Origin of the sequence: Pseudodesulfovibrio mercurii (assembly GCF_000189295.2) — a bacterium.
Classification (GTDB): Bacteria; Desulfobacterota; Desulfovibrionia; order Desulfovibrionales; family Desulfovibrionaceae; genus Pseudodesulfovibrio; species Pseudodesulfovibrio mercurii.
Map to the genome: position 1 here is coordinate 3,706,252 of NC_016803.1, position 24,081 is coordinate 3,730,332.

At 66.0% G+C, this 24,081-nt stretch carries 22 protein-coding genes; 14 read left to right on the top strand and 8 right to left on the bottom strand.

Annotation, left to right across the window (positions count from 1 at the left end):
• Nucleotides 1–39: 39 nt before the first annotated feature.
• The 7 genes from guaB to hisA all read left to right on the top strand — a co-directional run bounded on the left by guaB (nt 40) and on the right by hisA (nt 6,958).
• Nucleotides 40–1,494 carry an IMP dehydrogenase gene (gene guaB / locus DND132_RS16670; RefSeq protein WP_014323942.1) on the top strand — a complete coding sequence of 485 codons (1,455 nt, stop codon included), beginning with the start codon at nt 40–42 and terminating at the stop codon, nt 1,492–1,494.
• Between the two features lie 67 nt (nt 1,495–1,561).
• Nucleotides 1,562–3,106, top strand: a complete 1,545-nt coding sequence (gene guaA, locus DND132_RS16675; RefSeq protein WP_014323943.1) for a glutamine-hydrolyzing GMP synthase — start codon at nt 1,562–1,564, stop codon at nt 3,104–3,106.
• A gap of 34 nt (nt 3,107–3,140) precedes the next feature.
• Nucleotides 3,141–3,491 carry a Sec-independent protein translocase protein TatB gene (tatB, locus tag DND132_RS16680; protein ID WP_014323944.1) on the top strand — a complete coding sequence of 117 codons (351 nt, stop codon included), beginning with the start codon at nt 3,141–3,143 and terminating at the stop codon, nt 3,489–3,491.
• Nucleotides 3,492–3,497: 6 nt separating this feature from the next.
• Entirely contained in the window at nt 3,498–4,889 is a 1,392-nt protein-coding gene (tatC, locus tag DND132_RS16685; RefSeq protein WP_014323945.1) for a twin-arginine translocase subunit TatC, read from the top strand.
• 112 nt (nt 4,890–5,001) lie between these two features.
• Nucleotides 5,002–5,583 carry an imidazoleglycerol-phosphate dehydratase HisB gene (hisB, locus tag DND132_RS16690; RefSeq protein WP_014323946.1) on the top strand — a complete coding sequence of 194 codons (582 nt, stop codon included), beginning with the start codon at nt 5,002–5,004 and terminating at the stop codon, nt 5,581–5,583.
• Nucleotides 5,583–6,233 carry a hypothetical protein gene (locus DND132_RS16695; protein ID WP_014323947.1) on the top strand — a complete coding sequence of 217 codons (651 nt, stop codon included), beginning with the start codon at nt 5,583–5,585 and terminating at the stop codon, nt 6,231–6,233. The genes hisB and DND132_RS16695 overlap by 1 nt, the downstream gene beginning before the upstream one ends.
• Nucleotides 6,230–6,958, top strand: coding sequence for a 1-(5-phosphoribosyl)-5-[(5-phosphoribosylamino)methylideneamino]imidazole-4-carboxamide isomerase (hisA, locus tag DND132_RS16700; protein ID WP_014323948.1), 729 nt, complete (start codon nt 6,230–6,232; stop codon nt 6,956–6,958). The genes DND132_RS16695 and hisA overlap by 4 nt, the downstream gene beginning before the upstream one ends.
• A 667-nt stretch (nt 6,959–7,625) precedes the next feature.
• Here the strand turns inward: hisA and DND132_RS16705 are convergent.
• The 4 genes from DND132_RS16705 to upp form a co-directional block, all read right to left on the bottom strand.
• Nucleotides 7,626–8,453 (bottom strand): mechanosensitive ion channel family protein, encoded by an 828-nt coding sequence (locus DND132_RS16705; RefSeq protein WP_014323949.1) that lies wholly within the window; start codon nt 8,451–8,453, stop codon nt 7,626–7,628.
• A 102-nt stretch (nt 8,454–8,555) separates the two neighbouring features.
• Nucleotides 8,556–9,314, bottom strand: coding sequence for a glycosyltransferase family 2 protein (locus DND132_RS16710; RefSeq protein ID WP_014323950.1), 759 nt, complete (start codon nt 9,312–9,314; stop codon nt 8,556–8,558).
• Between the two features lie 107 nt (nt 9,315–9,421).
• Nucleotides 9,422–10,786 (bottom strand): uracil-xanthine permease family protein, encoded by a 1,365-nt coding sequence (locus DND132_RS16715; RefSeq protein ID WP_014323951.1) that lies wholly within the window; start codon nt 10,784–10,786, stop codon nt 9,422–9,424.
• A 95-nt stretch (nt 10,787–10,881) separates the two neighbouring features.
• Nucleotides 10,882–11,508 (bottom strand): uracil phosphoribosyltransferase, encoded by a 627-nt coding sequence (gene upp, locus DND132_RS16720; protein WP_014323952.1) that lies wholly within the window; start codon nt 11,506–11,508, stop codon nt 10,882–10,884.
• A gap of 171 nt (nt 11,509–11,679) precedes the next feature.
• On the opposite strand from upp, the gene DND132_RS16725 reads away from it, so the two are divergent.
• Together DND132_RS16725 and DND132_RS16730 are read left to right on the top strand one after the other, a co-directional pair.
• Nucleotides 11,680–13,368: a dephospho-CoA kinase gene (locus tag DND132_RS16725; RefSeq protein ID WP_014323953.1), complete on the top strand. Its 1,689-nt coding sequence runs from the start codon at nt 11,680–11,682 to the stop codon at nt 13,366–13,368.
• A complete protein-coding gene (locus DND132_RS16730; RefSeq protein WP_014323954.1) occupies nt 13,365–14,108 on the top strand; it encodes a rhomboid family intramembrane serine protease in 744 nt (247 codons plus the stop codon). The genes DND132_RS16725 and DND132_RS16730 overlap by 4 nt, the downstream gene beginning before the upstream one ends.
• A 205-nt stretch (nt 14,109–14,313) precedes the next feature.
• Here the strand turns inward: DND132_RS16730 and DND132_RS16735 are convergent, their stop codons facing one another.
• A complete protein-coding gene (locus DND132_RS16735; protein ID WP_014323955.1) occupies nt 14,314–14,862 on the bottom strand; it encodes a nucleotidyl transferase family protein in 549 nt (182 codons plus the stop codon).
• A gap of 2 nt (nt 14,863–14,864) precedes the next feature.
• A complete protein-coding gene (locus tag DND132_RS16740) occupies nt 14,865–16,187 on the bottom strand; it encodes a BPG-independent phosphoglycerate mutase family protein (protein ID WP_014323956.1) in 1,323 nt (440 codons plus the stop codon).
• Nucleotides 16,188–16,286: 99 nt separating this feature from the next.
• Between DND132_RS16740 and DND132_RS16745 the strand changes: the two genes are divergently transcribed.
• Nucleotides 16,287–16,889 carry a PHP domain-containing protein gene (locus DND132_RS16745; protein WP_041915841.1) on the top strand — a complete coding sequence of 201 codons (603 nt, stop codon included), beginning with the start codon at nt 16,287–16,289 and terminating at the stop codon, nt 16,887–16,889.
• Nucleotides 16,890–16,914: 25 nt separating this feature from the next.
• On the opposite strand, the gene DND132_RS16750 is transcribed toward DND132_RS16745, so the two are convergent.
• Nucleotides 16,915–17,472: a BON domain-containing protein gene (locus tag DND132_RS16750; protein ID WP_014323958.1), complete on the bottom strand. Its 558-nt coding sequence runs from the start codon at nt 17,470–17,472 to the stop codon at nt 16,915–16,917.
• 140 nt (nt 17,473–17,612) lie between these two features.
• Here DND132_RS16750 and DND132_RS16755 point away from each other — a divergent pair, with 140 nt between their 5' ends.
• The 4 genes from DND132_RS16755 (at nt 17,613) to DND132_RS16770 (ending at nt 22,871) form a co-directional block, all read left to right on the top strand.
• Complete coding sequence (locus DND132_RS16755; RefSeq protein ID WP_014323959.1) at nt 17,613–18,596, top strand: DnaJ C-terminal domain-containing protein; 984 nt, start codon at nt 17,613–17,615, stop codon at nt 18,594–18,596.
• A gap of 10 nt (nt 18,597–18,606) precedes the next feature.
• On the top strand, nt 18,607–18,942 hold the full coding sequence (locus tag DND132_RS16760; protein ID WP_148267025.1) for a chaperone modulator CbpM: 336 nt from the start codon (nt 18,607–18,609) through the stop codon (nt 18,940–18,942).
• A gap of 31 nt (nt 18,943–18,973) precedes the next feature.
• Nucleotides 18,974–21,571, top strand: a complete 2,598-nt coding sequence (gene clpB / locus DND132_RS16765; protein ID WP_014323961.1) for an ATP-dependent chaperone ClpB — start codon at nt 18,974–18,976, stop codon at nt 21,569–21,571.
• Nucleotides 21,572–21,716: 145 nt separating this feature from the next.
• On the top strand, nt 21,717–22,871 hold the full coding sequence (locus tag DND132_RS16770; protein ID WP_014323962.1) for an MFS transporter: 1,155 nt from the start codon (nt 21,717–21,719) through the stop codon (nt 22,869–22,871).
• A gap of 76 nt (nt 22,872–22,947) precedes the next feature.
• Here DND132_RS16770 and DND132_RS16775 read toward each other — a convergent pair whose 3' ends face one another.
• Nucleotides 22,948–23,922, bottom strand: a complete 975-nt coding sequence (locus DND132_RS16775) for a YheT family hydrolase (protein ID WP_014323963.1) — start codon at nt 23,920–23,922, stop codon at nt 22,948–22,950.
• Nucleotides 23,923–24,081: the final 159 nt, after the last annotated feature.

Consider the following 24,081-nt stretch of genomic DNA (forward strand, 5'->3'; position numbering starts at 1 on the left):
CCTTGTCGTATACAGCCAACCAAGCTCTGGAGGAATGACATGAGCAAAATACTCGATAAGGCACTGACTTTCGACGATGTCCTGTTGATGCCTGCATATTCCAACATCCTGCCCGACGCGGTGGACGTGTCCACCTACCTCACCCCGGGGATCAAACTGAACATTCCGCTGATCTCGGCCGCCATGGACACGGTCACCGAGTCCCGCATGGCCATCTCCATGGCCCGGCACGGCGGGGCGGGCGTCATCCACAAGAACATGTCCGTGCGCGAGCAGGCGAGGGAGATCGACCGGGTCAAGAAGTCCGAGTCCGGCATGATCTCCGACCCCATCACGGTCCATCCCGACGACGACCTGGGCAAGGTCAAGGCGATCATGAGCGAGTACCGCATCTCCGGTCTGCCCGTGGTCAAGGGCGACCATCTGGTGGGCATCATCACCAACCGCGACATCCGCTTCGTCCAGGACGACAAGTCCATGGTCTCCGAGCTGATGACCTCCCGAGACCTGGTCACCGTGCCCGAGGGCATCGACAACGAGGAGGCCAAGCGCAAGCTGCACCAGCACCGCATCGAGAAGCTGCTCGTGGTGGACGAGGAGAACCGTCTCAAGGGGTTGATCACCATCAAGGACATCAACAAGCACAAGAAGTACCCCGACGCGGTCAAGGACGGTCGCGGACGGTTGCTGGTCGGCGCGGCCATCGGCGTCGGCAAGGACTGCCTGACCCGGTCCGAGGCCCTGCTGCACGCGGGCGCGGACTTCCTGGTCCTGGATTCGGCCCACGGCCACTCCGAGAACATCCTCAAGTCCGTTCGCGAGCTGCGCGCCGCCTTCCCCCAGGTCCAGCTGGTCGGCGGCAACGTGGCCACCTACGAGGGCGCCAAGGCGCTTATCGAGGCGGGCGTGGACACGGTCAAGGTCGGCATCGGCCCCGGCTCCATCTGCACCACCCGCATCGTGGCCGGCGTGGGCGTGCCGCAGATCACCGCGGTCATGGAGGCCAGCCGGGCCGCCCGCGAGGCCGACCGGTGCATCATCGCCGACGGCGGCATCAAGTACTCCGGCGACGTGGTCAAGGCGCTCGCCGTGGGCGCGCACTCCTGCATGATGGGCTCGGTCCTGGCGGGCACCGAGGAGTCCCCGGGCGAGACCATCCTGTTCCAGGGCCGGACCTACAAGCAGTACCGGGGCATGGGCTCCATCGACGCCATGAAGAAGGGCAGCTCCGACCGCTACTTCCAGGAGAAGTCCAAGAAGCTGGTCCCCGAGGGCATCGTCGGCCGGGTGCCGTATCGCGGCAAGGTGGGCGAGTCCCTGTACCAGTTCATCGGCGGCCTGCGCTCGGGCATGGGCTACACCGGCTCGGCCACCATCCAGGAGCTGTACGAGAAGGCCAAGCTGGTCCAGATCTCCTCGGCCGGGCTGCGCGAGTCCCACGTCCACGACGTGACCATCACCAAGGAATCGCCCAACTACCGGGGCGAGGGCTAGCCCCGGCGACCCCCGGTAATGGTAATTCGCCTTTTCATTTCTCCCATTGTGAATTAGAGAGAAACGCATGCACGACAACAGAGTACTCATCCTTGATTTTGGCAGCCAGTTCACTCAGCTGATCGCACGCCGAGTGCGCGAGGCCGGGGTGTATTCCGAGATTCACCCCTGCAACGTCGATCCCGAGCGGGTCAAGGCGTTCAAGCCCTCGGCCCTGATCCTGTCCGGCGGCCCGTCCAGCGTCCTGGAAGGCGGCTGCCCCGCGCTGAACATGGAATACCTCGACATGGGCATTCCGGTGCTGGGCATCTGCTACGGCATGCAGCTGCTGGCCCACAACCTGGGCGGCCGGGTGGTGGCCTCCACGGACCGTGAATACGGCCGCGCCCAGTTCACCGCCCAGAACGACTGCATCCTGTTCGACGGAGTGAAGGACAAGGACGACCTGACCGTGTGGATGTCCCACGGCGACCGCGTCGAGGCGCTGCCCGAAGGGTTCGTGCCCATGGGCAAGACCGACTCCATCGAGTTCGCGGCCATGGGCGACCCGAAACGGAAGTTCTACGCCCTCCAGTTCCACCCCGAGGTGGCCCACACCACGGACGGCTCCCTGATCATCCAGAACTTCCTGTTCAAGGTGGCCGGGCTTGAGGCCTCCTGGTCCATGTCCTCCTTCGTGGACACGACCATCGAATCCCTGAAGGAGCAGGTGGGCGACGCCAAGGTCGTGCTCGGACTGTCCGGCGGCATCGACTCCACCGTGGCCGCGGTCATGCTGCACAAGGCCATCGGCAAGAACCTGCACTGCATCTTCGTGGACAACGGGTTGCTGCGCATGGGCGAACGCGAGGAGGTCATCGGCTTCCTGGCCGAACACTTCGACCTGAACGTCAAGATGGTGGACGCCTCGAGCGAGTTCCTGGACAACCTCAAGGGCGTCGAGGACCCGGAGAAGAAGCGCAAGATCATCGGCCATAAGTTCATCGAGGTCTTCGACCGCGAGGCCAAGGCCATCAAGGGCGTGGAATTCCTGGGGCAGGGCACCCTGTACCCGGACGTCATCGAGTCCGAATCCTTCAAGGGCCCCTCGGCGGTGATCAAGTCCCACCACAACGTGGGCGGCCTGCCCGAGACCATGAATCTCAAGTTGGTGGAGCCCCTGCGCGAGCTGTTCAAGGACGAGGTGCGCCGCGCGGCCTATGAGCTCGGCCTGCCCGAGCACATCATCTGGCGTCAGCCGTTCCCCGGTCCGGGGCTGTCCATCCGCGTCATCGGCGAAGTCACCGAGGAGCGCCTCCAGATCCTCCGCCTGGCCGACAAGATCGTCCAGAACGAGATGATGGCCGCCGACTGGTACCGCAAGGTCTGGCAGGGCTTCGCCGTGCTCCTGCCGCTCAAGACCGTGGGCGTCATGGGCGACGACCGGACCTATGAGAACGTCATCGCCCTGCGCATCGTGGATTCGCTGGACGCCATGACCGCGGACTGGTCGCGGCTCCCCTCGGAGCTGCTGGCCCGCATGTCCAACCGGATCATCCGCGAAGTCAAGGGCGTCAACCGCGTGGTTCTGGACATCTCCTCCAAGCCGCCGAGCACCATCGAATGGGAATAACCCGAGTGAGCAACCCCCAGCCCCAGGTGAGCATATGTTTGGAATAGGCGGACCCGAATTACTGATTATCTGCGTGGTGGCCCTCATCGTCATCGGCCCCCAGAAGCTGCCCGAGCTGTTGCGCTCTCTGGGCAAGGGCGTGGCCGAGTTCAAGCGCGTCGGCAACGAGGTCAAGTCCACCCTGGACGTGGAGGTCTCCAAGGCCGAGGCCGAGTCGCGCAAGAAGGAAGTGGACGCCGAGTTGGCCAAGCGCAAGGCCGCCAAGGCCAAGGAGGAGGCCGCAGCCGCCGAGGCCGCTGCCGCCGAAGCCGCGCCCGCGTCCGAACCGTCCAAGGATGCCGCGGCCACGGCCGAGGAAGCCGGGGCCGAAGAGAAGAAGGCCTAGGTTCGAATGCGTTCCGATAAAGACGACGTCAAAGAGACCGAAGAGAAGTCCGTTGCCGAGACCCCGGTGACGCCCGACGAGGATCCTTCCCTGTTGGACGAGGACCCGGCTGAATCCGCCGAGGAGTCGGCTGATTCCGTCGAGGCGCCGACCGATTCCGCCGAGGCGAAGACCGAGACGGGCTATGCGGCGTACGTGCCCGATTATTCCGATCTGCCCGGATATGCCGAGATCGGTTCCGACGACGCGGACGAGGCCGCCGAGGCCGAGGGCGCGGACGAGTCCGGCGACGCGGCCGTGCCCGTGGCGGCTGGCGGCGGTTCCGGCGACGGCGGAACGGACGATCCGGCCGACGGCATTCAGCGGGACGAGCCCGAGGACGATGCCGACGAGCCCGAGGAAGACGAGGACGACGAGGAGCCCGGCGACGGCGAGGGGGCGCAGATGTCCCTGCTCGACCACCTGGCCGAGCTCCGTTCGCGCCTGACCCGCGCCTTCATCGCCGTGGGCGTGGGCATGGTCGCCTGCTACTCCTTTGCCGGGCAGATGTTCGACATCCTCATGCAGCCCATGATCGACGTCTTTCAGAAGCAGGCCGAGGCCGGTCCCACGCCGCTGCTGACCCCGGAGTTCTACCAGCAGTTCGGCGCGGTCTTCCAGAAGATGCTCGAGGCCAACGGGTTCCACCACCCCGAGCAGATGCAGATATTCATGGCCGCCCTGCAAAAGGCCCTCATGGCCGTGGCCAGGGAAGGGCACTTCCAGTACACCTACCCGGCAGAGGCCTTTTTCGCGCACATCAAGATATCCATCGTGGCGGGCCTCTTCCTGGTCAGCCCCTACGTGTTCGCCCAGATATGGGGCTTCATCGCGCCGGGCCTGTACTCCCACGAGCGCAAGTGGATGGTGCCCATGGCCCTGCTGTCCGGGCTGTTCTTCACCGGCGGCGCCCTGTTCGGCTATTTCCAGGTCTTCCCGTACGCCTTCGACTTCTTTGCCGGATTCTCCAACGAGGGCATCCAGTTCGTTCCCAAGCTCAACGAATACCTGAGTTTCTGCCTGAAACTGCTGTTCGCCTTCGGGTTCGTCTTCGAACTGCCCCTGTTCATCTTCTTCCTGGCCCGGCTGGGGCTGGTTTCATCCACCGGGCTGCGCAAGAAGCGCAAGTACGCCATCCTGATCGCCTTTGTGGTGGCGGCCATCCTGACCCCGCCGGATCCCTTCACCCAGTGCCTCATGGCCGGGCCGCTGATCGTCCTCTACGAGGTCGGCATCTGGGTGGCCTTCTTCTTCGGCAAGAAGGAGAAGCGCCACCTGAAGAAGCTGGCCGAGGCCGAGGCCAAGGCCCAGGCCGAGCTGGACGCGGCGGCCGAGGGCGGCGGGGAAGAGACGCCGTAACGACCGCAACCGGGGCGGGCATCGCAAAAGCCGGTGCCTGCCCTGTTTATTTTTCTAGTCTTTTCCTCTATGTATGGGGATGACGCTACGTTCTACAGGAAAGGAGTGCGCCATGCGCCAGGCCACAGTGGCTCGGACCACCAAGGAAACGGACATCAGACTGACCCTGACCCTCGACGGGACGGGGACCGTGAACGTGGACACCGGCATCGGGTTCGCGGATCACATGCTCACCCTGTGCGCCTTCTGGGCCGGGTTCGACCTGGACCTGACCTGCCGGGGCGACCTGGAGATCGACACCCACCACAGCCTCGAGGACATCGGGTTGTGCCTGGGCCAGGCCCTGGCCGAGGCCCTGGGCGACAAGCAGGGCATCAACCGCGTGGCCTCGGCCAAGGTGCCCATGGACGAGGCCCTGGCCGAAGTGGTCGTGGACCTGTCCGGCCGTCCGTACATCGTCTATGACGACGCGCTCCTGCCCGACTTCATCGCGGGCGACGAAAAGGACGTCTGGCGTGAATTTCTCAAGTCCGTTGCGTACAAGGCGGGCATGAACCTGCACGTCAAATTCGAGTACGGCCTGAACGGCCATCATCTGCTGGAAGCGGCCTTCAAGGCCCTGGGCCTGGCCCTGGCCCAGGCGGTCACGGTGGGCCGCAAGGGCGTCTCCAGCACCAAAGGGAGTCTCGACTGATGAAACGCTCCGCTGTCTTCACCGCACTGGCCCTGCTCTGCGTGGCCCTGCTTACCGTGGCCGGCTGCGGCAAGACCCGCACGGCGGCCGTGCCGCGCCCCGAGGGCAAGCTGGCCGTGGCCGGGTTCACCAACCCGACCTTCAACTGGGAGCTGCTGGCCGGCTACCTTGAGGAAGAGGGCAAGCCCGCGCCCGCCGGGACCCTCGAAACCCTGGACATGATTCTGGTGGACACCCTGCGCGCCCACCAGGTTTTCGACTACATCACCCCGGACGCCGTGCGCCAGTGCGAGGACGTGGTCGTGTTCGAGGACTCCGGCAAACCCAAGGTGTCCGCGTGGAAGTACTGGCTCGGCGTGGGCAAGTGCATCCAGGCAGACTTTCTCCTGGTGCCTCAGTTGACCACCTGGCATGAGCGGGTGGGCAGCGACGCGGGCGTGGAGACCCCGGCCTCGGTGGCCATCGACTTCTACCTCATCGACGTCAAGAACGAGCGGATGATCCGCTCCCGCTACGAGGAGACCCAGCAGGCCCTGCTGGAGAACCTCTACAACGCCAAGAAGTTCGCCGCCCGGGGCGGCAAGTGGGTGACCGCCACCCGCCTGGCCCAGGACGGCATCGACGAGAAACTCACGGAACTCGGCTTATGATTCTCTTTCCCGCTGTCGATATCAAGAATGGTGAATGCGTCCGCCTGGCCCAGGGCAAGGAGGACGCGGTCACGGTGTTCGCCCCGGACCCGGTGGCCCAGGCGCGCTCCTGGCAGGACATGGGCGCGCGCTACCTCCACGTGGTGGACCTGGACGGGGCCTTTTCCGGCGTGCCCCGGAATTTCGAGCTGATCAAGGCGATCTGCGCCGAGCTGACCATCCCGGTCCAGCTGGGCGGCGGCATCCGCGACATCGCCACGGCCCAAAAGTACATCGAGGCGGGCGTGCACCGGCTGATCATAGGGACCATGGCCCTGGAGGACCCGGCCCTGTTCTCCGACCTGTGCAAGGCGCTGCCCGGCCGCATCGGCGTGTCCCTGGACGCAGTGGACGGCAAGCTCAAGACCAAGGGTTGGGTCGAGGACGCGGGGCTGACCATCGACGACGTGCTGCCCCGGCTCGAAGCCGACGGCATCCGCTTCATCGTCTACACGGATATTGCCCGCGACGGCATGCAGACCGGCGTCAACCTCGACGCCCTGGCCGTCCTGTGCGCCAAGACGACCATCCCGGTCATCGCCGCCGGCGGCGTCCACACCCTGGACGACATCAAGCATCTCTACCCCCTGTCCAAGAAGGGCCTGGAGGGCGCCATCTCCGGCCGGGCCATCTACGTCGGCACCCTCGACGTCAAGGAAGCCAACGCCTGGATCGACGCCCAGTAAAATCGTCGATTTTACTGCCTGCGCACCCGCAGGCCGCAAAAAACAAATCCCAAAAAGGCCTTCGACTCGATACCGAGTCGAAGGCCTTTTTCTTTTCCCATCGGAGCGATTCGGGTGGCGCAGACACCCGACAGCGGCTCTCAACTCATAGTACACCCCAAAGGCCTCTTCATCCCCCTTCAAAAGGATGTCCTCCGCACACCCCGTCAAAGGCCAACCTTCCACCCCGGCAGGGCCCACCAGCACCCAGCGAGCCCTGTTCGGCCTGGAAGCCGACCGCGAGACGGCGGCGGCTCCGCTCCCGTGGCCCGGAGGTATTCCTTAAAAGGGGCGTTCCCGTGGAGACTCGCCCTCTACTTTTGCTCGGATGGAGCCGTCCCGAGCGGATCGGATTCTCGGCGCTCGAACCCGGGCGGCCGCGCCACGGCCCGGCCCTTTTCTTTGGTTCTTTCTTTTGGGCCGGCAAAAGAAAGAACCCCGCCGGGAGGGCTGTTTTAAACCTGGAGGAGCGCCAGCGACGGCTCTTTTCTTCTCTCCCTCTTCCTCTTTCTCTTCCTCTTCTTCTTCTTTCCTCTTCCCTCTTCCTTCCCCCGCATCAAGCACAAAAAAAGGCCGCCCCAAGGGGCGGCCTTCCATCAATCTTCAGGCTCGCTGCGCCTGCAGCAACCTACTGCTTGTCCGTGGGATACATGTGCACGTCCTGCTGAGGGAACGGGATGGAAATGCCCTCCTGGTCGAAAACCAGCTTGACCTTCTCGGTCAGGGCGAAGAACACCCCCCAGTAGTCGCCGGTCTTGCACCAGGGCCGGACCACGAAATTCACGGAGGAATCGGCCAGCTCGGAGACCTCGATGGTCGGGGCCGGTTCGGCCAGGACGCGCGGCTCTTCCGAGACGATGCGCTCCAGGGTCTTCTTGGCCTTGAGCAGGTCGTCGCCGTAACCGATGCCGAAGACCATGTCCACGCGCCGGGTGTCGTTGGCCGTGACGTTGGTGATGGTCCCGCCGAGCACGGCGGAGTTGGGCACGGTGATGACCCGGTTGTCCGGGGTGGTCAGCACGGTGTTGAAGATGTTGATGGCCGTGACCGTGCCGGACTCGCCGCCCGCGGTGACGTAGTCGCCCTTCTTGAAGAACTTGAGCAGGATGAGCATGACGCCCGCCGCGAAGTTGGACAGGGAATCCTTCAGGGCCAGGCCGACGGCCAGGCCGGCGGCGCCGAGTACTGCCAGGAAGCTGGTGACGTTGATGCCCGCCTGGCCCAGGGCCGCGATGACCACGGCGGCGACCAGCGCGTAGTAGGTGATGTTTTTCAGGAACGTGGCCAGGGTCTCGTCCACCTTGGCCTTGATCAGGACCTTCTGGGTCCCGTTGGCTAGGGCCTTGGCGATGATCCGTCCGACAACGAATATGAGCAGGGCCACGACGATGCGCAGGCCATACTCCGTGACATAATTGACAATAGTATCCGTCATTTGCGAAATGTTGATGTCCATGTTTCCTCCAAAGAAATGGGATGTGATCGCGATGTGGGAATGATTAGCACAAGGCAGGGGATATCGAAACAATTTTATTGGGGAAATGGAAAGAAATATCGGCTACCCGTCACCCCATTTCCCGCGCTCCTCCACGCGGATGTATTTCTGGAAGGTGTAGTAGAATCCGGCCAGGGCATTGCACAATCCGGCGGTGCCGTCCAGGAAGCCGAGCTTGAGCAGGTAGAGCTTGACGAAGCGCCCCACGGCGTGGAGCAGGGCCCGGCCCGGCCCGCCCCTGCGGCCCTTTTCGCGCAGGGCGGCCGCGCCCTCCTCGGCATAGTAGTTGATCTTGTCCATGTGCTGCCGGAAGGATTCGTAGGGGTAGTGGAGGATGTCGCCCGAGAGCTTCAGGGTCTCGCCGCGCGGGTTGAAGTGGTAGTGCGCGCCCGAGGCCGTGACATCCATTTTGCCGTTGCGGAAGACTCGGAACAGGTAGTCCGGGTACCACCCGGAGTGCTTCATGAAACGGTTGAAATAAAAGGAGCTCCTGGGCACGTAATAGCCCGCCACGGGCTCGTCGGCATCGAGCTTGTCCTCGATGTTGCGGCGCAGCTCGTCGGTCAGGAACTCGTCCTGGTCCAGGGAGACCACCCAGGTGGTGCCGATCTCGCGCAGGGCGAAGCGGAACTGGTCCACCGGGCCGGGCCAGGCGCGGACCAGGACCCGCGCGCCGCAGGCCTCGGCGATCTCGCGGGTGCGGTCCGTGGACTGCGAGTCCACCACCAGCAGCTCGTCGCAGAAGTCGAGCGACTTGAGGCATTTTTCGAGCAGCCGCTCGCCGTTGTAGGTCAGGACCAGGCCGGTCACGGTTTCGCGCATGGCAAATCTCCTTGGACCCGCGAAGCATAGCCGCTAACGGCGGCGCGGTCCATCCGAAACGAAAAGGCCCCCCTTCGCGCGAAGGGGGGCCTTGGGTGCACGGGTTGCTAGAGTTCGGCGGGGTCGTTTTCGGTGTTGCAGTCCTTGCAGGGCAGGATGAGGTTCAGGACCACGCCCGCAATGGCGCCGAGGCCGATGCCCTTGAGATCGGTGATGCCGACGTTCAGGACCATGCCGCCCAGGCCGAAGACCAGGATGATGGCCACGATGATCATGTTGCGCGGCAGGAGCAGGTCGAGCTGGGCCCGGACCAGGGTGCTCAGGCCGATGACGGTGATGGCCCCGAACAGGAGCAGCATGATGCCGCCCATGACCGGCATGGGGATGGTGTTCAGCAAGCCGCCGAGCTTGCCGACAAAGGCGAGCAGCACGGCGGTGATGGCCGCCCAGGTCATGATGGCCGGGTTGAAGGCGCGGGTCAGGGCCACGGCGCCGGAGACCTCGGAGTAGGTGGTGTTCGGGGGGCCGCCGAGCATGGAGGCCAGGGAGGTGGCCAGGCCGTCGCCGAGCATGGTGTTCTGGATGCCGGGGTCCTTGACGTAGTCCTTGCCGGAGATGGAGCCGATGGCCAGGATGTCGCCGAAGTGCTCGATGGCCGGGGCGATGGCGATGGGCACCACGTAGAGGATGGCCTCCCAGCTCCAGGTGGGCAGGGAGAAGTTCGGGATGGCGAAGAGCTTGGCCTGGCTCACGGGGGCCAGGGAGATCAGGGTGCCGTCCATCCACGGGGCCAACCCCATGCCGTTGATCTTGCCGTCCACGGCCGAGCCCACGAATTCGTTGTACATGGAGGCGGTCAGGCCGGAGGCGTCCAGGATCAGGGAGCAGACGTAGCCCGCCGCGATGCCGCACAGGATGGGCACGAGCTTGAGCCAGCCCTTGCCGAGCAGGGAGACCAGGATGGTCGTCAGCAGGGCCACGCCGGCCACGATCATGGACGGAATCTGGGGTTCGAGCCAGACCTGGCCGTTGTGACCCATCGCCATGTTCACGGCCACCGGGCAGAGAATCAGGCCGATGAGCATGATCACCGGGCCGGTGACGATGGGGGGCAGGAGCTTGTGCAGGAAGCCCGCGCCGAAGAAGCGGATGCACAGGCTGATGATCACGTACAGACCGCCCGCCGCGACCAGGCCGCACATGATCTGGGGATAGGTGAACTCGCCCTGCTGGGCCGCGAAGAGCGGCGGCAGGAAGGCGAAGGACGAGGCCAGGAAGACCGGGACCTTGCCCTTGGTGATGACCTGGAACAGCAGGGTGCCGATGCCCGCCGTGAACAGGGCCACGTTGGAATCGATGCCCGTCAGGATGGGCACCAGGACCAGCGCGCCGAATGCCACGAAGAGCATCTGCGCGCCGAGCAGCGCGTCCTTTAGTTTGAAATTGTACTCGGTGGAATGCACGTCACTCATGTTTGCCGACTCCTCTCTTGGTTGCGGAGCCCCCCGACTCCTGTGTTGCCCCTCGGGTCTCAAAAAAAGGCACGCTTTGAAGCGTGCCCCGTTGCCTATTTGGTGCCGAATATCTTGTCCCCCGCGTCGCCGAGACCGGGGATGATGTAGCCCACGTCGTTCAATTTCTCGTCCACCGCGGCGGTGTAGATGTCCACGTCCGGGTGTTCCGTCAGGATGCGGTTGATGCCCTCGGGCGCGGCGCACAGGAACAGCCCGCGGATGGACTTGCAGCCCGCTTCCTTGAGCAGCTTGATGGTCGCGTTCAGGGTGCCGCCGGTGGCGAGCATGGGGTCCAGGATGAGCGCCATGCGCTCCTGGATGTTCTTGGCCAGCTTGACGTAGTACTGGACCGGCTCCAGGGTCTCCTCGTTGCGGTAGAAGCCGACCACGGACGCCTTGGCGCCGGGGATCATGTCGTACACGCCGTCGAGCATGCCCAGGCCCGCGCGCAGGATGGGCACCACGGTGACCTTCTTGCCCTTGATGCAGTCCACCTCGACCTTGCCCGCCCAGCCCTTGATGATCTTCTTTTCGGTCTCGAAATCCTTGGTCGCCTCGTAGGTCAGCAGGCGGGTGATCTCGTTGGCCAGGGTTCGGAAATGGCTGGTGGAAATGTCGTGCTGACGGAGCAGACCGACCTTGTGCCGGATCAGCGGGTGGTCAACCAGGTGTAAGGCCATCTTTGCCTCTCTTTGGGTTTTGATAATATCTACAGAAAGTTTCAATTGCGCAAAATTTCTTTTTTCTAAGCCGATGCCGGAGGGGGGTCAAGAGCCAATTTTGTCAACGATGAGTGCATAAAATCAATTTGAATTTTACTTTCCAATGATTCCCGGTATATCACCTTTGTCATGACGAACGAGAAATCCGAACAGCGGTGGGAACGGACCGTGACCCTGTCCGACGCGGGCACCCGGCTGGACAAGTTCTGGGGCCGCGAACTGGCAGGGGAGGGCGTCTCCCGGGGCCGGGTCAAGGGCTGGATCGAGTCCGGCCTGGCCCTGGTGGACGGCGAGGTCACGACCAAAGGCAACCTCAAGCTGGCCCGTGGCCAGGTCGCGGTCATCCGGGCCGCCGCGCCCGAGGCCGACCCCCTGGGCCCGGCCTCGCCGCCCGAGCCGGTGTCGGGCGACATCGAGGCCGTGTACGAGGACGAGCACATGCTCGTGATCGTCAAGCCCGCCGGGCTGACCGTGCACCCCGCGCCCAGCGAGCCCGGCCCCACCCTGGTCAACCTGCTCATCCATCAATGGCCGGACATCGCGGCCGAAAACAGCGGCATGGACCCGCAGCGGCCCGGCATCGTCCACCGCCTGGACAAGGACACCTCCGGGCTCATGGCCGTGGCCCGCACCGAGTCGGCCCGACTGGCCCTGTCCGCGAGCTTCGCCGGGCACGAGACCTTCAAGGTCTACCTGGCCCTGGTCCACGGGCGTCCCGAGCTGGCCGAGGGGGTCATCGACGCGCCCATGGGACGCCATCCGACCCACAAGACCCTCATGGCCGTGCTGCCCAAGGGCGGGCGCGAGGCGCGCAGCGACTACCGCGTGCTCTGGACCGGTCCGCGCGGCCTGGCCTCCCTGGCGGCCGTGCGCATCCACACCGGCCGGACCCACCAGATCCGCGTGCATATGGCCCACATCGGCCACCCCCTGATCGGCGACGCGGCCTACGGCCCGCGCGAGAACGCCGAATGGTCGCGGCGGCCCGACCGGCTGGCCGGGCTGGCCCCGCGCCAGATGCTCCACGCCTTCTACCTGTCCGTGCCCCACCCGGTCACGGGCGAGCCGGTGACCCGCTGGCTGGCCCCGCCCGAGGACTTCCGCGCGCTGCTCGCCGGGCTGACCCGGGAATGCCTGCGGGTGGGCATCGTGGGCATGCCGGGCGGCGGCAAGTCCGCCCTGCTCAAGGCCTTGCGCGACATGGGGCGGCCCTGCTTCTCGGCCGACGAGTGCGTGGCCGGGCTGTACGGGCCGGGCGGCGACGGCGCGGCCATGATCCGGCAGCGGTTCGGCGGGAATTACACCCTGGACGACGGGAGCGTGGACAAGCGGGCGCTGTTCGCGGCCATGTGCGCGTCCGAGGGGATGCGCCGGGAGGTCATGGACATGATCCACCCCATGGTCCGCCACCAGTGCGAAGCGTTTTTCCAGGCCCATCGGGACGAGCCCGTGGCCTACGCCGAGGTCCCCCTGCTCCTGGAAGGGGGCTGGCACAAGACCGGCGCGGTGGACCTGGTGGCCGGGGTGCGTTGTCCCGAGGCCAAGCGGACCGGCGAGCTGCGCGAGCTGCGCCGTCTGCCGCCCGAGGTCCTGGCCGTGTTCGACTCCTGGCAGTGGCCCGAGGCCGACAAGCTCGCGGCCTGCGACCTCGTCGTGGACAACGACCGGGGGCTGGCCGAACTGGCCGACGGCGCGCGCCGCCTGGATCAGGCCGCCCTGACCGCCTGGGAGCGGCGCAACCGCGAGGCCGCCGATCGCATGGACGCCCTGTGGCCGGAACTGGCCGCCGAACTCGACGCCGTGAGGAACCCTGCGTGATCCCCATCCGCGACAACGTGCCGCGCGTCACCCGGCCCTACGCCGTGACGACCATCATCGCGCTCAATTTCGTGGTCTTCCTGTTCGTGTTCTCCCTGCCGCCCGAGGCCAGGGCGCGGGTCTTCTATCTGTTCGGGGTCGTTCCGGCCCGGTTCTTCGAGCCGGACTGGGCGGCCTGGGCCGGTTTCCCCGACACCATGGGCTGGCCGTTCCTGACCTACATGTTCCTGCACGGCGGCTGGCTGCACGTCATCCTGAACATGTGGATGCTCTGGATCTTCGGCGACAACATCGAGGACGTCACCGGGCACGGCTGGTTCGTGCTCTTCTACGTGCTCTGCGGCCTGGCCGCCGTGGCCACGCACATGGCCTTCGAGCGGACCTCGCCCCTGCCCGTGGTCGGGGCGTCCGGAGCCATCGCCGGGGTCATGGGCGCGTACATCGTGCTCTACCCCCACGGCCGGGTCCTGACCCTCATCCCGGTCTTTTTCCTCCCCCTCTTTTTCCGCATCCCCGCCTCCCTGTTCCTGGGATTCTGGTTCGTCATGCAGATCCTCTCCGGGGTGTACTCCACGGCCCAAAGCGCCCAGAACGTGGCCTGGTGGGCGCACGTTGGGGGCTTCCTCACCGGCATCGTCCTCATCCGCTGGTTCCGCAGACCCGGCCGCTGCCGTTACTGCTACAACCCGGACAGCAAGGACTACGACCCCGAGGAGCCGGGGCCGCCGCCTGCGTTGTAAGAGGAAGCAGGTGTGGATGCCGCTTCGCGGCGATGTCGGGTGGTTTCGCCTTGATTCGCCCCGTCCTGGGGCTCACCCCTACGGGGCCGCGCCTTATCGGGCGCGGTCCAAATCCGCTGTCCTGCGGATTTGTCGGCGGGCAAGGGCTCGCACCCTTGCATCCCTCTATGGCGCCTTCGGCGCGGAGTGCGATATCTAGTATAGATTATGGGTGCCGGAACCGTTCGGCCAGGTGCCAGCGGTCCACCAATGCCGCCACGGCGGGCGGGACCAGGGAGCGCCACTCGCCGCCGTCGCGGATGGCCGCGCGCACGGCCGTGCCGTTGATGCCCTTTTCACGCTCGGGCCGCTCCCACATGACCTCGGTCTTCAGGCCCAGCTCCCGGAACCGCCTGAGCTTCTCCCGTCCCCAGTCGTCGTAGATGGTCAGGAAGTAGACCGCGTCGCGCGGGGCGCGCTGTTCGAGCAGCTCCGGGCAGTTGATGGGGAAGGGGATCACCGAGAAGGCGTGCCGGTCCACTCCGGCCTCCATCAGGGCGGCCTCGATCATGGCCTTGCGCTCCTCGAAGGTCAGGGGGTTGTTCTCCCGGCTGGACCGGGCCGGGTTGGTCGCCTCGTCGCGGGTGGTGGCCGCGTCCGGGTTGGTCACGCCGATGATCAGCCGGTCGCACAGCGCCTTGCCCGCCAGCAGGTAGACCAGATGGTCGTTGTGCAGGACCTGGAACCGTCCGTGGATGAAGCCGAGGGGGTGCATGGTCACTCCTGGGGGTCGAGGATGAACGGGGGGTGGTCGCCGGGCCAGTACTCCACCGGGTCGGGCGTGTCGTGGATGCCGACCAGCCGGGCGCGGTCCAGGTAGTTCAGGACCGAAAAGAGGAATTCGCGGCCGCGCATGCAGCCCAGCGCGCCTCCGGCCACACTGATCTCGTCGAAGGCGGTCACCGCGTCCCTCCGCACGCCCTCGCCCGCGAACAGCAGCGGTACCGGCTCGCCCGAGTGGATCAGCCCGCCGCAGCTCGGGGTGGAGTGGTCCCCGGTCACGGCCAGGAGCAGACGCGGGTCGGCCAGGATGGCGTCGGCCACCCCTTTGAGCCCCCGGTCCAGGGACTCGATGACCCGGACCTTGGCCTCCGGGTCCTTGGTGTGGGCCGCCTGGTCCGGGGTCTTGGTGTGCACGTGGATGAAGTCGAAATCGTCCGCCCGGTCCAGGGCCAGGCGGATGCGCTCGGCCAGGTCCGCGCCCGGATCGCCCGTGTCGCGCGCCCGGAGAAATTCCATGCCCGTGAACCGGGCCAGCCCCGCGTACATGGCCCCGGTGGCGATGGACAGGCCGCGCAACCCGTACCGTTCGCGCAGGGAGGGGCAGGGCTTGAGCCGCCCGGCCCGCTGGGTGACCAGCCCGTCGGCCGGGACCTGTCCGGCCTGTTCCCGTGCGCGGTTCATGGGCAGGTCGGCCAGGATGCGGTGCGCCCGGACCAGGTAGTCGGCCAGGAACGCGGCCGTGCGCCGGGCCGCCGGGTCGTGGGCCTGCTCCCGCAGGGGCAGGGGACGCGGCAGGAGGCGGCCGTCCACCATGGGGTTGGTGTCGGTGACGAAGGGCGAGACGTCGCCGCGCAGCACCAGCACACCGAACAGGCCGCCCACCGGGTGCAGGCTGGCGGTCACGCCGTCGCGCGTGAAGGGCGGCAGGGCGGCGAACAGGGCGTCGGCCTCGTCCGGCGCGATCGGCACCTTGTCGCGCAGCAGGGTCAGCCGGTTGTCCGCGTCCGGGCCGATGTGGGCGAAGTGGGCAAGCAGGGCCACGTCGTCCGGGCCGAGGTCGAGGCCCGCGCCGAGGGCCTCCAGCGCGCCGCGTCCGGGGAACTCGTCAGGCCGGCCGCCGAACAGGGCGAAGTGGGCGTTTTCCGAGGGCAGGGGCTGGCCGAAAAAGGAGGCGTGGTACAGCCCCGTGGCCCCGAGCCCGGCCAGCCGGTCCAGGCAGGGCGTGGCCGCCGCCTGGAGCGGGGTGCGGTGGCCGAGGTGGGCATGGGCACGGTCGCCCAGGCCGTCCAGCAGGATGAGCAGACATGTGTCAGGCACGGACGACCCCACTGAATATATAGATACAATCTATTCCGATAACAATTCTCATTAATACAATCTCATTGCAAAGGGCGGGTGCGCGTGTACACTGTGCATATGCTCATAGATCTACACGTCCATTCGACATGTTCGCCGTGCAGCGTCCTGAAACCCTCGGAAATCCTGGCCAATGCCCGGTCGCTGGGTCTTGACGCCGTTTGTATCACCGATCACGACACCATGTCCATCCTGACTCAATGCCGGGAGGGATTCCAGCCGGACGGGCTGCTGCTCATCGTAGGCATGGAGTACACCACGGACCAGGGCGATTACCTGCTCTTCGGCGACGTCCGCTCCCTGCCCCACGGGCTGTCCGCCGAAATCCTGCTGCCCGAGGTGCGCGCCCTGGGCGGCGCGGCCATCGCGGCCCACCCGTGCCGGACCTGGCGTCCGGCCGACCCGGTCATCTTTGACCGGGGGCTGTGCGCCATCGCCGAGGTGGAGAACGGGCGCAACTCCGCCGCCGAGAACCGCCATGCCTTGGAGCTGGCCTCGGGTCACGACATGACCTTCGTGGCCGGGTCCGACGCCCACGCCCTGGAAGAGCTGGGCCGCTGCCCCACGCGGTTCACCGTGCCGGTCAACTCCAAGGCGGACCTGATCGACGCCCTGAACCGGGGACTGTGCCGTCCCTCGGCCCGCCACCGCTCGGCGGCCTGATCCCTCCGGGCCGCAGGCCCGCTCCCTACTTGGTCGGAATCAGGAAGGACGTGACCTTGCGCACGCCCTCGACCCCCTTGGCCGTCTTCACGGCCAGGGCGGCGTCCGCCTTGCTCCGGACCATGCCGAGCAGGACCACCTCGCCGTTCATGGCCTCCTGCTCGATCTGGGTGGAGCTCAGGTCCCCGTTGCCGATGAGCGCGGTGCGCACCTTGGCGGCCAGCTCCAGGTCGGCGGACGTGGTGTCCGACTCGGCCACGAAGTAGGTGGTCACCTTGGCCACATCCTTGGTCCCCTTGGCCGTCTTCACGGCAAAGGCGCGGAAGGCCGTGTCGTCGATGGCTCCCACCAGATAGACGTGCTTCAGGAAACAATAGACATGGACCTTGAGGGCCAGTCCGGAATCCTTGTCCGCCAGGTCTGCCTTGATGGACAGGGATATCTGCTTGTCCGTGGCCTGATCGCCCACGCTGCGCTCGTCGCGCGCGCTGCCGTAGATGGCCCCCCACGGGGTCCAGGCCAGGGACGACAGGGCCAGGCCGAGGATGAGCACGACAAGGGCCGGGAGAGTGGGACGCTGCATATTTCCTCCTTCCGAGGTATGTGGATAACTCTGTGGAAAAATATTCGGTTGCCGCGATTCCGGTCTTGACACCATGCAAAGGCATATTACTTTAGGTAGGCGTTGAATAAAATACAATTCGTCCAAGGAAAACGATTCTGATGGAATATAGAGACTACTACAAACTCCTCGGCGTGTCCCGTACCGCTTCCAAGGAAGAGATCGGCAAGGCTTTCAAGAAGCTGGCCCGAAAGTATCACCCCGATCTCAATCCCAACAACAAGGAAGCCGAGGACAAGTTCAAGGAGATCAACGAGGCCTACGAAGTCCTCAAGGACGAGAAGAAGCGCAAGCTCTATGACCAGTTCGGCTCCAATTGGGAGCATGGCCAGAACTTCCAGCCGCCGCCGGGCTACGAAAACGTCCACTTCGGCGGCGGAGGCGGCGGCTTCGGCGGTGGCGGCGCGGGCTTCTCCGACTTCTTCGAGACCATCTTCGGCGGGGGCGGCGGCTCGTTCCGCGGCGGCTTCCAGCAGGGCGGCTTCTCGCAGGGAGACTTCGGCGGCGGCTTCAAGGCGCGTCCCCGCAGGGGCGCGGACTCCGAGGCGTCCTACGAGCTGACCCTCGAGGAGGCGTACCGGGGCGGCAAGAAGTCCATCACCCTCCAGGAGCAGACCGCCGGTCCCGACGGCATCCCGCGCGTGAACACCAAGACCCTCGAGGTCACGGTGCCCGCGGGCATCAAGGACGGCCAGAAGATCCGCCTGGCGGGCCAGGGCAATCCCGGCATGGGCGGCGGACCCAAGGGCGACCTGTACCTGAAGATCCGGCTCATGCCGCACCCCATGTTCAAGGTGGCCGAATCGGACGTCGTCCTCGACCTGCCGCTCAGTCCCTGGGAGGCGGCGCTCGGCACCACCGCGCGCATTCCCACCCTGGACGGGGCCGTGGAGATGAAGATTCCGCCGGGCATCGGCTCGGGCAAGAAGCTGCGCATCAAGGGCCGGGGCCTCGGCTCCGGGGCCAAGAAGGGCGACCAGTACGTGCGCATCATGATCCAGGTTCCCGAGCGGCTTTCGGCCAAGGAGCGCGACCTGTTCGAACAATTGCAGAAGGTCTCGGACTTCAAGCCGAGAACGTTCTAGGGGTAGGACAATGACCACGAGAAAATTGCAGGAAATGATCATGCACATGCCGGGCCTGAACCTGCCCGAGCGCAGCGAATACGTGGCCTGGGCCCAACTGGTCCAGCTGACCTCCATCCAGCCCGCCGAGGTGAGCGAACTGGTCGATCTCGGCTGGATCAGCCCCAAGAAGACCGGGGCCGAGGAGTACCTGTTCCGGCTCAAGGACGTCTACCGCATCCACAAGCTCATGCGCCTGGTCCACGACCTCGAGGTCTCGGTCTACGGCGGGTCCATCATCGTGGACCTGCTCGAGCGGATCGAGGAGCTGGAGGTCGAGGTCGGGGAGCTCAAGCGTCTCGTCTGACCGACATATTTCGTGAGGAGGTAATCATCATATGGATATCAACACATTCACCCGCAAGACCCAGGAAGCCGTTTCCGAGGCCCAGAATCTGGCCATTCGGAGCGGCCATCAACAGATAGACTGCGAACACCTGATGCACGCCCTGGTGGCCCAGGAAAACGGCCTGGCAGGCCAGATCCTGCGCAAGCTCGGCGTGGCCCCGGACGCCTATCTCGGGGCCATCGACGCCGAGATCGCAAAAATGCCCAGCGTGTCCGGCTCGGGCGCGCGCCCGGACCAGGTCATGGTCACCCAGCGCATGCAGCAGGCCCTGGTCGCCGCCGACGACATGCGCAAGCGCATGAAGGACGAATACGTCTCCGTGGAGCACGTCTTTGTGGCCCTCATGGACGAGCCCGGCAATTCCGGCGTGGGCCGCGTCAACAAACAGTTCGGCCTGGACAAGAACAAGGTCCTGGCCGCCCTTGAGGAAGTGCGCGGCAAGCAGCGCGTGACCTCGGACAACCCCGAGGCCACCTACGAATCCCTGAAGAAGTACGGACGCGACCTGGTGGAGGAGGCCCGCTCGGGCAAGCTCGACCCGGTCATCGGCCGCGACTCCGAAATTCGCCGCGTCATCCGCATCCTGTCCCGCCGCACCAAGAACAACCCGGTGCTCATCGGCGAGGCGGGCGTGGGCAAGACCGCCATCGCCGAGGGGCTGGCCCAGCGCATCGTCAAGGGCGACGTGCCCGAGGGCCTGAAGGACAAGACCGTCTTCTCCCTCGACATGTCCGCCCTCGTGGCCGGGGCCAAGTACCGCGGCGAGTTCGAGGAGCGGCTCAAGGCCGTGCTCAAGGAGGTGGCCGAGTCCGAGGGACGGATCATCATGTTCATCGACGAGCTGCACACCATCGTGGGCGCGGGCAAGACCGACGGGGCCATGGATGCGAGCAACATCCTGAAGCCCATGCTGGCGCGCGGCGAGCTGCACTGCATCGGCGCGACCACGCTGGACGAGTACCGCAAGTACATCGAGAAGGACCCGGCCCTGGAGCGCCGCTTCCAGACCGTGCTGGTGGAGGAGCCGTCCGTGGAGGACACCATCTCCATCCTGCGCGGCCTGCGCGAGCGGTTCGAGGTGCACCACGGCGTGCGCATCGCGGACGGGGCCATCGTCGAGGCGGCCGTGCTGTCCAGCCGGTACATCACCGACCGGCAGCTGCCGGACAAGGCCATCGACCTCATCGACGAGGCCGCGGCCCTGATCCGCACCGAGATCGACTCCCAGCCCTATGAGCTGGACACGGCCAACCGCCAGATCATGCAGTACGAGATCGAGCGCGAGGCCCTGAAGCGGGAAACCGACAAGGCGTCCCGCGAACGGCTCGTCGAGCTGGAGAAGAAGCTGGCCGAACTCAAGGAATCCCAGTCCGCCATGCTGGCCCAGTGGGAGAACGAGAAGTCCGGCATCGAGCGGCTGCGAGCCCTGAAGAGCGAGATCGAGGCCACCCGCCGCGAGATCGACGAGGCCAAGCGCATTCCCGACTACAACCGGGCCGCCGAGCTGGAATACGGCAAGCTGCCCCAGTTGGAGAAGGAGCTGGCCCAGCGCAACGAGGCCCTGGAGACCGGCGACGGACCGCGCATGGTCCGCGAGGAGGTCGGCCCGGACGACATCGCCCAGGTCATCGCCAAGTGGACCGGCATCCCCGTGTCCCGGCTCATGGAAGGGGAGCGCGAGAAGCTGCTCCGGCTGGCCGACGTCCTGCATGAGCGGGTCATCGGCCAGGACCAGGCCGTCCAGGCCGTGGCCGACGCGGTGCTGCGCGCCCGGGCCGGGCTCAAGGACCCGACCCGGCCCATCGGCTCGTTCATCTTCCTCGGCCCCACGGGCGTGGGCAAGACCGAGCTGTGCAAGACCCTGGCCTCGGCCCTGTTCGACACCGAGGACAACATGGTCCGCATCGACATGTCCGAGTACATGGAGAAGCACACCGTGGCGCGGCTCATCGGCGCGCCTCCGGGCTACGTGGGCTACGACGAGGGCGGCCAGCTGACCGAGGCCGTGCGGCGCAAGCCGTACTCGGTCATCCTGTTCGACGAGATCGAGAAGGCGCACCACGACGTGTTCAATGTGCTCCTGCAGATTCTGGACGACGGGCGGCTGACCGACTCCCACGGGCGCACGGTGGACTTCAAGAACACCATCGTGATCATGACCTCCAACCTGGGCGCGGAATACATGCTCGACGGCATCGACGCGAACGGGGAGTTCAAGCCGGGCGTGGAGGACCAGGTGCGCGAGGTGCTGCGGCGCCACTTCCGGCCCGAGTTCCTGAACCGCGTGGACGAGACCGTGCTCTTCCGGCCGCTGACCCGGGAACAGCTCATCGGCATCATCGACCTGCTGGTGGGCGGGCTGCGCAAGCGGCTTGAGGACCGCAACATCGACCTGGTCCTGACGGACCGGGCCAAGGCGTTCATCGCCGAGTCGGCCTACGACCCGTCCTTCGGCGCGCGGCCCCTGCACCGCTACCTCCAGCATCACCTGGAGACGCCGCTGGCCAAGCGCCTCATCGGCGGCGACCTGACCGACGGCCAGACCGTCACCGTGGACGAACGCGGCGAGGAGCTGGTCTTCGAATAGCCCGAAAACACGACGATATCCGAGGCCGGTACCCCAATGGGGTGCCGGCCTTTTTACGGCCTGCTGCGGCCGCGTACCGCAATCGCGCTTGACATCCGCCCGGTCTTTCCCGATGGTTGCGCCTTCAACAATTACCGAGGTGTTCATGCCCAACCTGATCCTGCTGGCACTGCTGGCGGCCTTCCCGCCGCTGTCCACGGACATGTACCTGCCCGCCATCCCCACCCTGCAAACACTGTGGGGCATCTCCTACGCCACGGCCAACCTGTCCATGGTCCTGTTCATGGGCGTGTTCAGCGTCTTCCTGCTCATCCACGGCCCGCTGTCCGACCGGTTCGGGCGCAGGCCGGTGCTCATCGGCGGCCTGCTCCTGTTCATCATTGCCTCCTTCGGCTGCGCCCTGTCCCCGTCCATCGGCTTCCTGCTCGCGTTCCGGTGCCTCCAGGCGGCGGGCGCGGCGGCCGGGGCGGCCCTGGCCCTGGCCCTGTCCAAGGACCTCTATGATGGGGCTCGGCGGCAGAAGATCCTGGCCCACATGGGGGTGATCATGGCCCTGGCCCCCATGCTGGCCCCGTCCATCGGCGGGCTGATGCTCAAGTTCGCCTCCTGGCGCTGGATCTTCGTGGTCCAGGCCGGGATGGCCCTGATCGGCCTGTACGGCGTACTCCGCCTCAAGGAGCCGCTTACGGAGTTCACCCGCGGCGGCTTCCTGGCCGTGGCCGGGCGGTACCGGCTGGTGCTCGGGAACCTGCCCTTCGCGGTCCTGGCCACCGGCTTCGCCCTCATGTCCCTGCCGCACTTCGCCTTCATCGGCGGCTCGGCGGACATGTACATCAACACCTTGGGCCTGTCCGAACAGGCCTTCGGCATCTACTTCGGGGCCAACGCCATCGGGTTCATGCTCGGCTCCCTGGTCTGCACCCGGATGGTCGGCACGTACAAGCCCCTGCACATGCTCTACGCCACCTTCGCCTTCCTGTTCGCCTCGACCATCCTGATGCTCATTCTCGGCGGGCGCACGCCCCTGACCCTGGCCCTGCCCATGTTCTGCATGTCGCTGAGCGTGGGCTTCTCCCGGCCCATCTCCAATTCCATGATCCTCGACCAGGTGGACACGGACGTGGGAGCGGCCTCGGGCATCCTGACCTTCGAGATATTCTTCGTCGCGGCCCTGTCCATGCAGCTCATCTCCCTGGACTGGCCCGACAAGCCCATGGTTCTGGGCGTGCTCGGTCTGCTCGGCACCGCGATCCCGCTGCTCTCCCTGCTGGCCGTCAGGAAGCGCTGCCGGTTCAACTAGGCCCGGGGCCGGAGACGGCGAAAAGCCCGTGCGCAGAGATGCGCGCGGGCTTTTTTCGCTTTGTCCGGGGGGACGGTCAGACCGGAATTTCGCGCAGGAAGGTTTCGGCCCGCCGCTCGGACCAGTAGACGTTGTCCCGGTCCTTGGCCACGAAGCCCACGTGGCCGCCGTACAGCGGCATCTCCAGGAACAGACTGGCGTTGGACATGGCCTCGGTCACCGGGAAGCAGGACGGGGTCAGGAAGGGGTCGTTCTGGGCGTTGACCAGCAGGGTGGGCACGCGGATGGCGCGCAGGAACTGGAGCGAGGAGGCCTTGGCATAGTAGTCGGCGGCGTCGGCGAAACCGCCGATGGGCGCGGTGAAGCGGTTGTCGAACTCGCGCAGGGTGCGGATGCCCTTGAGCTGGGATGCGTCCACCACCTCGGGGAAGCGCTCGCCCTTTTCGCGCATCTTCTCGCGCAGGCCGCGCATGAAATATTCGAAATAGACGCGGTGGGCGGAGATGACCCGCTCGGCCGCGTCCAGGTCGCAGGGCGTGGAAAAGGCCACGGCCCCGGCCACCTGCGCGGGCACGCGGTCCGGGTCTTCGCCCAGGTACTTGAGGATCTGGTTGCCGCCCATGGAGAAGCCGATGAGCACGATCTTGTCGTATCGCCCCGTGGCCAGGCAGTGCAGGACGATCTCGTGCAGGTCGTTGGTCTCGCCCGAGTGGTAGCAACGGGGCAGGCGGTTGGGCTCGTCGCCGCACCCGCGCTGGGTCCAGCAGGCCGCGTCCCAGCCCAGGGCGTTGGCCATGACGGCCATGCCGAGGGTGTACTTGCGCCGAGCGTTGCCCTCCAGGCCGTGGCTGACGATGACCAGCCGGTTGGTCTCGCCCGTGCGCGAGCGATGCCAGTCCAGGTCCAGGAAGTCCGAGTCGGCCAGCTCCACGCGTTCGGGTTCGGGGGCGGTCAGGGGCGTGAGCCGGAAGAGGGGCGGGTACAGGGTGGCCAGGTGGCCCGAGGCGAAGGGGAACGGGGGCCGATAGTCGGGGATGGGCAGTACGGGCATGGCTGTGGTGTACGACCGCCCGGCCGCGAAGTAAAGCGGTGCGCGGCGGTTTGTTCGTCCCGCGCCTCCGGGGGGGGGCGGCGTCGGGGGCGCGAAAACGGTTGCCCGGACCCGGCCTCATTGGCTACCCTGGATCACCGCCCGATGCGTGGCGCGAAA

Excerpts from the sequence above, each read along its gene's own strand:
- DND132_RS16715 (WP_014323951.1), bottom strand. The coding sequence starts at position 10,786 with ATGAGTGACGTGCATTCCACCGAGTACAATTTCAAACTAAAGGACGCG.
- tatC (WP_014323945.1), top strand. The coding sequence starts at position 3,498 with ATGCGTTCCGATAAAGACGACGTCAAAGAGACCGAAGAGAAGTCCGTT.
- DND132_RS16770 (WP_014323962.1), top strand. The coding sequence starts at position 21,717 with ATGCCCAACCTGATCCTGCTGGCACTGCTGGCGGCCTTCCCGCCGCTG.
- DND132_RS16745 (WP_041915841.1), top strand. The coding sequence starts at position 16,287 with ATGCTCATAGATCTACACGTCCATTCGACATGTTCGCCGTGCAGCGTC.
- DND132_RS16750 (WP_014323958.1), bottom strand. The coding sequence starts at position 17,472 with ATGCAGCGTCCCACTCTCCCGGCCCTTGTCGTGCTCATCCTCGGCCTG.
- upp (WP_014323952.1), bottom strand. The coding sequence starts at position 11,508 with ATGGCCTTACACCTGGTTGACCACCCGCTGATCCGGCACAAGGTCGGT.
- tatB (WP_014323944.1), top strand. The coding sequence starts at position 3,141 with ATGTTTGGAATAGGCGGACCCGAATTACTGATTATCTGCGTGGTGGCC.
- DND132_RS16725 (WP_014323953.1), top strand. The coding sequence starts at position 11,680 with ATGACGAACGAGAAATCCGAACAGCGGTGGGAACGGACCGTGACCCTG.
- guaB (WP_014323942.1), top strand. The coding sequence starts at position 40 with ATGAGCAAAATACTCGATAAGGCACTGACTTTCGACGATGTCCTGTTG.
- DND132_RS16710 (WP_014323950.1), bottom strand. The coding sequence starts at position 9,314 with ATGCGCGAAACCGTGACCGGCCTGGTCCTGACCTACAACGGCGAGCGG.
- hisA (WP_014323948.1), top strand. The coding sequence starts at position 6,230 with ATGATTCTCTTTCCCGCTGTCGATATCAAGAATGGTGAATGCGTCCGC.
- DND132_RS16735 (WP_014323955.1), bottom strand. The coding sequence starts at position 14,862 with ATGCACCCCCTCGGCTTCATCCACGGACGGTTCCAGGTCCTGCACAAC.
- DND132_RS16755 (WP_014323959.1), top strand. The coding sequence starts at position 17,613 with ATGGAATATAGAGACTACTACAAACTCCTCGGCGTGTCCCGTACCGCT.
- DND132_RS16775 (WP_014323963.1), bottom strand. The coding sequence starts at position 23,922 with ATGCCCGTACTGCCCATCCCCGACTATCGGCCCCCGTTCCCCTTCGCC.
- clpB (WP_014323961.1), top strand. The coding sequence starts at position 18,974 with ATGGATATCAACACATTCACCCGCAAGACCCAGGAAGCCGTTTCCGAG.
- DND132_RS16705 (WP_014323949.1), bottom strand. The coding sequence starts at position 8,453 with ATGGACATCAACATTTCGCAAATGACGGATACTATTGTCAATTATGTC.
- guaA (WP_014323943.1), top strand. The coding sequence starts at position 1,562 with ATGCACGACAACAGAGTACTCATCCTTGATTTTGGCAGCCAGTTCACT.
- DND132_RS16760 (WP_148267025.1), top strand. The coding sequence starts at position 18,607 with ATGACCACGAGAAAATTGCAGGAAATGATCATGCACATGCCGGGCCTG.
- hisB (WP_014323946.1), top strand. The coding sequence starts at position 5,002 with ATGCGCCAGGCCACAGTGGCTCGGACCACCAAGGAAACGGACATCAGA.
- DND132_RS16695 (WP_014323947.1), top strand. The coding sequence starts at position 5,583 with ATGAAACGCTCCGCTGTCTTCACCGCACTGGCCCTGCTCTGCGTGGCC.